Below are 9,618 nucleotides of genomic sequence, written 5' to 3'. Positions count from 1 at the left end.
GCCCGCGACCATGTCGCGGGCCCCTCCTGTGCTCCTGTGCCGTGACTCAGTGCGCGGCCGACTCCCAGTCCTTGCCGACGCCGACCGAGACGTCGAGCGGGGCGCGCAGCTCGACGGCGTGGGCCATCTCGTGGCGCAGGATCTCCTCCACCTGCTTCCGCTCGCCCTTCGCGATCTCCAGGACGATTTCGTCGTGGACCTGGAGCAGCATCCGCGAGGTCAGCTCCGCCTCCCGCAGCGCCTTGTCCACGCGCAGCATCGCCACCTTCACGATGTCCGCCGCGGTGCCCTGGATCGGGGCGTTGAGCGCCATCCGCTCGGCGGCCTCGCGGCGCTGGCGGTTGTCGCTGTTCAGATCGGGGAGATAGCGGCGGCGGCCGAGGATCGTCTCCGTGTACCCGGTGGCCCTGGCCTCCTCGACGACCCGGTGGAGATAGTCCCGTACCCCGCCGAACCGCTCGAAGTAGGTGTCCATCAGCACCCGCGCCTCGGCGGGGTCGATGTTCAGCTGCTGGGAGAGGCCGAACGCGGACAGCCCGTACGCCAGGCCGTAGGACATGGCCTTGATCTTGCGGCGCATCTCCGCGTCGACGGCGTCCTTCCCGACGCCGAAGACCTGCGAGGCGACCGTGGTGTGCAGGTCCTCGCCGGAGGTGAACGCCTCGATCAGACCGGCGTCCTCGGAGAGGTGCGCCATGACCCGCAGCTCGATCTGGCTGTAGTCCGCCGTCATCAGCGTCTCGAAGCCCTCGCCGACGACGAAGCCCCTGCGGATCGCCCGGCCCTCGTCGGTGCGGACGGGGATGTTCTGCAGGTTGGGGTCGGTGGAGGAGAGCCGGCCGGTCGCCGCCACCGTCTGGTTGAACGTGGTGTGGATCCGTCCGTCGGCGGCGATCGTCTTGATCAGGCCCTCGACGGTGACGCGGAGCTTGGCCTGCTCGCGGTGGCGCAGCATGAGGACCGGCAGCTCGTGCTCGGTCTGCGCGGCCAGCCAGGCCAGCGCGTCCGCGTCCGTCGTATAGCCCGTCTTGGTCTTCTTCGTCTTCGGCAAACCCAGCTCGCCGAAGAGGATCTCCTGGAGCTGCTTGGGCGAACCGAGGTTGAACTCCCGGCCCACCGCCGCGTGCGCCTCCTTCACCGCCTGCTGCACGGTCCCGGCGAACTGCTGCTCCATGGACTCCAGATGGGCCCGGTCCGCGGCGATCCCGTGCCGCTCCAGACGGGCCAGGAGGATCGAGGTCGGCAGCTCCATGTCGTGGAGCAGCTCGGTCGCGTTGACCTCCTTCAGCCGGGTCGTGAACGCGTCGCCCAGGTCGAGCACGGCGCGGGCCTGCGCCATCAGGGCGTCCGCCTCGGCCCGGTCGTCCGCGCCGAAGGCCAGCTGCCCGTCCGACGCGGCGGCCGGGGCCAGCTCGCGGCCCAGATACTCCACGGCCAGCGCGTCCAGAGCGAAGGAACGGCGGCCCGGCTTCACCAGATACGCGGCGAGCGCCGTGTCCATCGTGACGCCTTCGAGCTGCCAGCCGTGCTCGGGAAAGACCCGCATCACGTTCTTCGCGTTGTGCAGCACCTTCGGCCGGGCCGGGTCGGCGACCCAGGCGGCGAACGCCTGCTCGTCGGCCACCTCCAGCTGCGTCGGGTCCAGCCAGGCGGCGGCCCCGTCCGCGGCGGCGAGCGCGACCTCCGTGACCGTGCCGGCCCCCAGCGACCAGGTGTCGACCGTCATGACGCCGAGCGCCTGCGTGCCGTGCGCCTCCAGCCACGGGGCGACCTCGCCGGAGCCGAGCACGGCCCCGTCCAGCTCGATCCCGGCGGCGGGCGCGGGCGGCTCGGCCTCCGCCGCCCCCGGGTCCACGGCGAGGAGACGCTCACGCAGGCTCGGGTTACGGATCTCCAGTATGTCCAGGACACCGGTGACCGCCGTGCGGTCGTACGGGGCACGCTCCAGCTCGGCCGGGGACTTCGGCAGCTCCACGTCACGGACCATCTCGGTCAGCACCCGGTTCATCTTCACCGCGTCCAGGTGGTCCCGGAAATTCTGCCCGGCCTTGCCCTTGACCTCCTCGGCCCGCTCGACGAGATCCGCGAACGAACCGAACTGGTTGATCCACTTCGCTGCCGTCTTCTCACCGACCCCGGGAATGCCCGGAAGGTTGTCGGACGGGTCGCCGCGCAGGGCGGCGAAGTCCGGATACTGCTGCGGGGTGAGCCCGTACTTCTCGAAGACCTTCTCCGGGGTGAACCGGGTCAGCTCGGAGACCCCCTTCGTCGGATACAGCACGGTCACGTTCTCCGTGATCAGCTGGAAGGAGTCCCGGTCGCCGGTGACGATCAGCACCTCGAACCCGGCCGCCTCGGCCTGGGTCGCCAGCGTCGCGATGACGTCGTCCGCCTCGAACCCGTCCACCGCGAACCGGTCCGCGTGCATCGCGTCCAGCAGCTCGCCGATCAGCTCGACCTGCCCCTTGAACTCGTCGGGGGTCTTGGAGCGGTTCGCCTTGTACTCCGGGAACTCCTGCGCCCGCCACGTCTTGCGGGACACGTCGAACGCCACCGCGAAGTGCGTGGGCGCCTCATCACGCAGGGTGTTCGCCAGCATCGACATGAAGCCGTACACGGCATTCGTCGGCTGCCCCACCGCCGTCGTGAAATTCTCCGCGGGCAGGGCGAAGAACGCCCGGTACGCCAGGGAGTGCCCGTCCATGAGGAGCAGGCGCGGTCGGTTGTCTGCCGTCTTCTTCGATGCCGTCTCAGCCACGCCCCCGATCCTGCCACGGCCCACTGACAATCCGGACCGGGCACGGCCTTGCGCGACCGTGACAGGATCGATGGTGAGGACATGCACCGCCTCGCCACGTGGACGAGCGCTCGAAGGGGAGCAGCAACATGGCCACCAAGCCGCCGACCGGTGACCCGGTCCAGGACGCCCCGCAGGTCGAGCCGGCCCCGCACGCCGCCGCCGGACTGCCCGCCGTCGCCCACTCCCTGCGCATCGCCCAGCAGCAGATGGGCGTGCGCCGCACCGCGCAGACCCTCCTCAAGGTCAACCAGAAGAACGGCTTCGACTGCCCCGGCTGCGCCTGGCCCGAGGGCGACAAGCGGCACACCGCCGAATTCTGCGAGAACGGCGCCAAGGCCGTCGCCGAAGAGGCGACGCTGCGCCGCGTCACCCCCGACTTCTTCGCCGCGCACCCCCTGGCCGACCTCGCCGGGCGCAGCGGCTACTGGCTCGGCCAGCAGGGCAGGATCACCCAGCCGGTGTACCTCCCCGAGGGCGCCGACCGGTACGAGGCCGTCACCTGGGAACGCGCCTTCGCGATCATCGCCGAGGAGCTGACCGCCCTCGACTCCCCCGACGAAGCGCTCTTCTACACCTCGGGCCGCACCAGCAACGAGGCCGCGTTCCTCCTCCAGCTCTTCGCCCGCGAGTTCGGCACCAACAACCTGCCCGACTGCTCCAACATGTGCCACGAGTCGTCCGGCTCGGCGCTGGGCGAGACCATCGGCATCGGCAAGGGCAGCGTCTCCCTGGAGGACATCCACCAGGCCGACCTGATCATCGTCGCCGGACAGAACCCCGGCACGAATCACCCCCGGATGCTCTCCGCCCTGGAGAAGGCCAAGCAGTCCGGAGCGAAGATCATTTCGGTGAACCCGCTTCCCGAGGCCGGCATGGAGCGGTTCAAGAACCCCCAGACCCCGCACGGCATGATCAAGGGCACCCCGCTCAACGACCTCTTCCTTCAGATCCGCATCGGCGGCGACCAGGCCCTCTTCCGCCTCCTCAACAAGCTGATCCTGGCCACCGAGGGCGCCGTCGACACCGCCTTCGTCACCGAACACACCCACGGTTACGAAGAGTTCGCCAAGACCGCCGAAGCAGCCGACTGGGACGAGACGCTGAAGGCCACCGGCCTCACCCGCGCCGAGATCGAACAGGCCCTCGCCCTCGTCCTCGCCTCGGAGCGCACCATCGTCTGCTGGGCGATGGGCCTCACCCAGCACAAGCACTCCGTGCCCACCATCCGCGAGGTCGTCAACTTCCTCCTCCTGCGCGGCAACATCGGCCGTCCCGGCGCCGGCGTCTGCCCCGTGCGCGGCCACTCCAACGTCCAGGGCGACCGCACCATGGGCATCTTCGAACGCCCCGCACCGGCCTTCCTCGACGCCCTCGACAAGGAGTTCGGCATCACCTCGCCGCGCCACCACGGCATGGACGTGGTGCGCTCCATCCAGGCCCTCCGCGACGGCGAGGCCAAGGTCTTCTTCGCGATGGGCGGCAACTTCGTCGCCGCCACCCCCGACACCGCCGTCACCGAGGCCGCGATGCGCCGCGCCCGCCTCACCGTCCACGTCTCGACCAAGCTCAACCGCTCCCACGCCGTCACCGGCGCCCGCGCCCTGATCCTCCCGACGTTGGGCCGCACCGACAAGGACGTCCAGGCGGGCGGCAAGCAGTTCGTCACCGTCGAGGACTCCATGGGCATGGTCCACGCGTCCCGCGGCAACCTCACCCCCGCGAGCCCCCACCTGCTCTCGGAGCCGGCCATCGTCGCCCGCCTCGCCCGCGCGGTCCTCGGCGCCACATCCCGTACACCGTGGGAGGAGTTCGAACGGGACTACGCCACCATCCGCGACCGGATCTCCCGCGTCGTCGCCGGCTTCGAGGACTTCAACACCCGCATCGCCGCCCACCCCGGCGGCTTCGCCCTCCCCCACGCCCCCCGCGACGAACGCCGCTTCCCCACCGCCACCGGCCGCGCCAACTTCACCGCCGCCCCCGTCGAGTACCCCGAACTCCCCGACGGCAGGCTCCTGTTGCAGACCCTGCGCTCCCACGACCAGTACAACACCACCATCTACGGCCTCGACGACCGCTACCGCGGCATCAAGGGCGGCCGCCGCATCGTCATGGTCAACCCCGAGGACGCCGCCGCCCTCGACCTCGCCGACGGCGCGTACACCGACCTCGTCAGCGAGTGGAAGGACGGCGTCGAGCGCCGCGCCGAGGGCTTCCGCATCGTCCACTACCCCACCGCCCGGGGCTGCGCCGCCGCCTACTACCCGGAGACCAACGTCCTGGTCCCCCTCGACTCCACGGCCGACACCAGCAACACCCCGGCCAGCAAGTCCGTCGTCATCCGCTTCGAGAACACTGGAAGCACCCCCGGCAGCGACTGAAAACCGTCGCCCCCTAAGCGTCCGCTCAGCCGTCTGATAAGAACAGTGCAGACAGCAACGAACCAGCGCAGCAGACGAACGGAGCCGGACCCATGGGCGAGCACACCGCACCCCTCTTCCCGCAGGAAGTCATCGACGAGTACGCGGCACTCGGCGTCGACCTGCCCGCCCTCTTCTCCGCCGGCCACCTCGGCGAACGCATGGGCGTCACGATCATCGAGGCCGCCGCCGACCGCGTCGTCGGCACCATGCCCGTCGAAGGCAACACCCAGCCCTACGGCCTCCTGCACGGCGGCGCCTCCGCCGTCCTCGCCGAGACCCTCGGATCCATCGGCTCCATGCTCCACGGCGGCGCCACCAAGATCGCCGTCGGCGTCGACCTCAACTGCACCCACCACCGCGGCGCCCGCAGCGGCCTCGTCACCGGCGTCGCCACCCCTGTACACCGCGGCCGCTCGACCGCCACGTACGAAATCGTCATCACCGACGAACAGGACAAGCGGGTCTGCACCGCACGCCTCACCTGCCTGCTGCGCGACGCCCCCAAGCCCGAAGCGGGCTGACCCCGTCACAGCACGCGAACGGCCCGCCGGCCTCCACCGGCGGGCCGTTCGCCGTCTGCGACCGCACCGCATTCCGGATCGCCCATCCCCATATCCGATGCGGTCACCGGAAGTTGATGGAAACGCACGGTCAACACCCTTGACGGCCGCACCCGTTCCATGACCTGCTTCAACAGCGACACCGGCCCCGCAGCGCAGCACACATATCCCACACATGTAACACTGCGTAACGTTTGCGCAATGCACGAAAAGCCCGGCACCCCCACCCTCCCGCACCCCGGCCCACCTCCCCCGCCACCCTCGCGCCCCGGCCCGCGCGACAGCACCAAGATCACCCCAAGCCCCTTAGCAGAGCTGCGCGTTCTCACCATGTGGGCAATGCCCAGTCCAGGCGAAACCCGCACATCCCCTCACAGGAACCTCAAGCCTTGCTCAAGGGCATAACAAGAGAGTCACATCCGCAGCCGACCCATCCCTATGGCCCCCGCCTGCGCTTAGAGTCACGGCCAGTCACCGCGCCGCCGGGCGCGTCTGCTGCACGGCCCTGTACCACCCCAGTACGGCCCGGCGATGATCACGGCACCTCATGCCCGAGGAGCGCCGCGCCAGGGAAAGGACCCTCTCGTGCGACACCGTTCTTTGCTCATACTCACCGCAGTGCTCACCACCGGAGCACTGACGCTCACCGCCTGCGGTTCGCGCGACGACAGCAACAACAGCAGCGACGGCGGCGGCGGCAACCAGACGGTCGTCATCGGCCTCGACGCCCCCCTGACCGGCGACCTGTCCGCCCTCGGCCTCGGCATCAAGAACTCCGCCGAACTCGCCGTCAACACGGCCAACAAGGACAAGACCGTCCCCGGCGTCACCTTCAAGCTCCAGGCCCTCGACGACCAGGCACAGCCCTCCGTCGGCCAGCAGAACGCCGTCAAGCTCATCGACACCAAAGAGGTCCTCGGTGTCGTCGGCCCGCTGAACTCCGGCGTCGCCCAGTCGATGCAGAAGCCGCTCAACGACGCCAAGCTGACCCAGGTCTCCCCGGCCAACACCGGCACCGAGCTGACCCAGGGCAACGACTGGAAGAAGGGCGACAAGAAGCGCCCCTACGCCTCCTACTTCCGCACCGCCACCACGGACCAGATCCAGGGCGCCTTCGCGGCCAAGTACCTCTTCGAGACCGCGAAGATCAAGGACGTCTACCTCATCGACGACCAGAAGCCCTACGGCGCCGGTCTCGCCGCCTCCTTCAAGGCGACGTTCACCGAGCTCGGCGGCAAAATCGTCGGCACCGACCACGTGAACCCCGAGGACCGCGACTTCAACTCCGTCGCCACCAAGGTCAAGAGCTCCGGCGCCAAGGCCGTCTACTACGGCGGCGAGTACCCCGCCGGCGCCCCCCTGAGCCAGCAGATCAAGGACAGCGTCAAGATCCCGCTCATGGGCGGTGACGGCATGTACAGCGCCGACTTCATCAAGCTGAACAAGAAGTCCGAGGGCGACATCGCCACCTCCGTCGGCAAGCCCGTCGAGGAGCTCGAATCCGCCAAGAAGTTCATCGCGGACTACAAGACGGCCGGCTACAAGGACGCCTACGAGGCCTACGGCGGCGGCACCTACGACGCCACCTGGGCCATCATCGAGGCCGTCAAGATCGTCGCCGCCGACAACGACGGCAAGATCCCCGCGGACGACGGCCGCGCCAAGGTCCTCGAGGCCATGGACAAGGTCAAGTTCGAGGGCGTCACCGGCCCCGTCTCCTTCGACGAGTTCGGCGACACCACCAACACCCTGATGACCGCCTACCAGGTCACCGGCGGCAAGTGGGTCTCCAAGACCAGCGGCACCGTCGAGTAACCACCGGCCGGGCGGCCGCCCGCCACCCCTCACACAAAGCAACCAGACCGCGCGGGAGCGTTACGAGCCCTCCCGCGCGGTGCCATATCCGAACCACTCCACGGAGGCCCTGCGGTGAACGAACTGCCGCAACAGCTGGCCAACGGACTCATCCTCGGCGCGATGTACGGTCTCATCGCGATCGGTTACACGATGGTCTACGGAATCATCCAGCTCATCAACTTCGCACACGGCGAGATCTTCATGATCGGGGGCTTCGGAGCCCTCACGGTCTACCTCGGGCTTCCGTCCGGATTCTCCCTCATCGCTGCGATACCCCTCATGATCGTCGGCGGTGTCATAGCCGCCGTCGCCATCAGCATGGCCGCCGAACGCTTCGCCTACCGGCCCCTGCGCGGCGGACCACGCCTGGCACCACTCATCACCGCCATCGGGCTCTCCCTCGCCCTCCAGCAAGCGGTTTGGATGTGGTACCCCAACGCCACGAAGGACCGCTCCTTCCCCCAGTTCGAAGGTGAGGCCTTCGACGTCCTCGGGGCCACCATCCAGCGCGGCGACGTCTTCGTCCTCATCGTCGCCCCCCTGTGCATGCTCGCCCTCGGCCTCTTCGTCTCCAAGACCCGCTCCGGCCGCGGCATGCAGGCCACCTCGCAGGACCCCGACACCGCCAAGCTCATGGGCATCAACACCGACCGCATCATCGTCATGGCCTTCGCCATCGGTGCCGCGTTCGCCGCCGTCGCCGCCGTCGCCTACGGGCTCAAGAACGGCCAGATCGGCTTCCGCATGGGCTTCATCATGGGCCTCAAGGCCTTCACCGCGGCCGTCCTCGGCGGCATCGGCAACATCTACGGCGCCATGCTCGGCGGCATCGTCCTCGGCGTCGCCGAAGCTCTCGCCACCGGCTACATGAGCGAAGTCCCCGGCATGGAACTCTTCGGCGGCGGCGCCTGGAAGGACGTATGGGCCTTCGCCCTCCTCATCATCGTCCTCCTCGTACGCCCCCAGGGCCTGCTCGGCGAACGCGTCGCGGATCGGGCGTGATGACCATGACGATCAACACCACCGAGACGACCCCGGTCATCGCGATCCCCACGGCAGCCGCCCGCGCGGCCACCGTCGCCGGCGCAGCGCTCACAGTCGCCTCCACCTTCCTCGCATGGACCTACACGGACGCCTTCCCCGGCAACCTCACCGTCTACGGGTACCCCGGCGGCCTCCAGGTCCTCACCCTCATCAGCGCGGTACTCACCCTTCTCTTCGCCACCGCCGGATACGGCGTACGAGGGCTGGGCTGGATCAACCCCGCCCAGAGCAACAACTCGACTTTCCTCGTCGCCCTCGGCACCTTCGCCACCACCTGGTTCACCACCATCGCCATCGCCGTGGAACTCGGCGGCCTGGCCAACCTCGAACCTGGCGGCTTCGTCGCCATGGCGGTCTCACTTCTCACCGTGATCGCTGCCCTCGGACTGCCACTCGACCGCCAGACCAAGGCGTCCCTGCCCCAGTTCAGCTGGCCGACCTTCATCGGCCTCAGCATCATCACCGGTGCAGTCGTCTACCCGCTCTGGCGCTACATCCGCCTCGGCTCCAACCCCCGCGAGATCCGACGTGCCAAGGAACTCCCCAACTGGGCCGAGATCCTCATCATCGCCGGAGCCTTCGGCGTCGCCCTCTACGTCTTCACGTACGGCATCGACACCGAGTACGCCCAGCTGTTCATCGGCTACCTCATCAGCGTCGCGTTCGGCTTCGCGGCTCTCACCCGGGCCGGGCTCATCGCCCGCATCACCCGGCTGACCACCAAGCACCGCAACGTCACCCTGGCCGCCGCACTCGTCGCGGCGTTCTGCTTCCCCTTCACCCAGCAGAACGAGCAGTACGCCCTCATCGGCGCGAACATCCTCATCTTCGCGACCGTGGCACTCGGCCTCAACGTCGTCGTCGGCCTCGCCGGCCTCCTCGACCTCGGATACGTCGCCTTCCTCGGCGTCGGCGCCTACGCCGCCGCCCTGGT

General features: G+C 68.9%; 5 protein-coding genes and 1 pseudogene. 5 read left to right on the top strand and 1 reads right to left on the bottom strand.

Annotation, left to right across the window (positions count from 1 at the left end; translation table 11 throughout):
- Positions 1–46: 46 nt before the first annotated feature.
- A complete protein-coding gene (gene polA / locus ACFWM7_RS29850) occupies positions 47–2,758 on the bottom strand; it encodes a DNA polymerase I (RefSeq protein WP_383266390.1) in 2,712 nt (903 codons plus the stop codon).
- Between the two features lie 128 nt (positions 2,759–2,886).
- Here polA and ACFWM7_RS29845 point away from each other — a divergent pair, with 128 nt between their 5' ends.
- From ACFWM7_RS29845 to ACFWM7_RS29825, 5 genes and pseudogenes are all read left to right on the top strand, one after another.
- Positions 2,887–5,181, top strand: coding sequence for an FdhF/YdeP family oxidoreductase (locus tag ACFWM7_RS29845; RefSeq protein WP_383266388.1), 2,295 nt, complete (start codon positions 2,887–2,889; stop codon positions 5,179–5,181).
- 92 nt (positions 5,182–5,273) lie between these two features.
- The gene (locus ACFWM7_RS29840; RefSeq protein ID WP_383266385.1) at positions 5,274–5,744 is read left to right on the top strand and encodes a PaaI family thioesterase; all 471 of its coding nucleotides are present in this window, start codon (positions 5,274–5,276) and stop codon (positions 5,742–5,744) included.
- Between the two features lie 639 nt (positions 5,745–6,383).
- Complete coding sequence (locus tag ACFWM7_RS29835) at positions 6,384–7,598, top strand: branched-chain amino acid ABC transporter substrate-binding protein (RefSeq protein WP_383266392.1); 1,215 nt, start codon at positions 6,384–6,386, stop codon at positions 7,596–7,598.
- A gap of 114 nt (positions 7,599–7,712) precedes the next feature.
- Positions 7,713–8,642 carry a branched-chain amino acid ABC transporter permease gene (locus ACFWM7_RS29830; protein WP_383266383.1) on the top strand — a complete coding sequence of 310 codons (930 nt, stop codon included), beginning with the start codon at positions 7,713–7,715 and terminating at the stop codon, positions 8,640–8,642.
- Positions 8,642–9,618 (top strand): annotated as a pseudogene (locus tag ACFWM7_RS29825) (branched-chain amino acid ABC transporter permease); the annotation flags it as partial. The gene ACFWM7_RS29830 and the pseudogene ACFWM7_RS29825, both read left to right, overlap by 1 nt.

The sequence above is a fragment of the Streptomyces sp. NPDC058375 genome (genome assembly GCF_042723425.1).
Taxonomy (GTDB): domain Bacteria; phylum Actinomycetota; class Actinomycetes; order Streptomycetales; family Streptomycetaceae; genus Streptomyces; species Streptomyces durocortorensis.
This window is presented reverse-complemented; position numbering and strand designations above follow the sequence as displayed.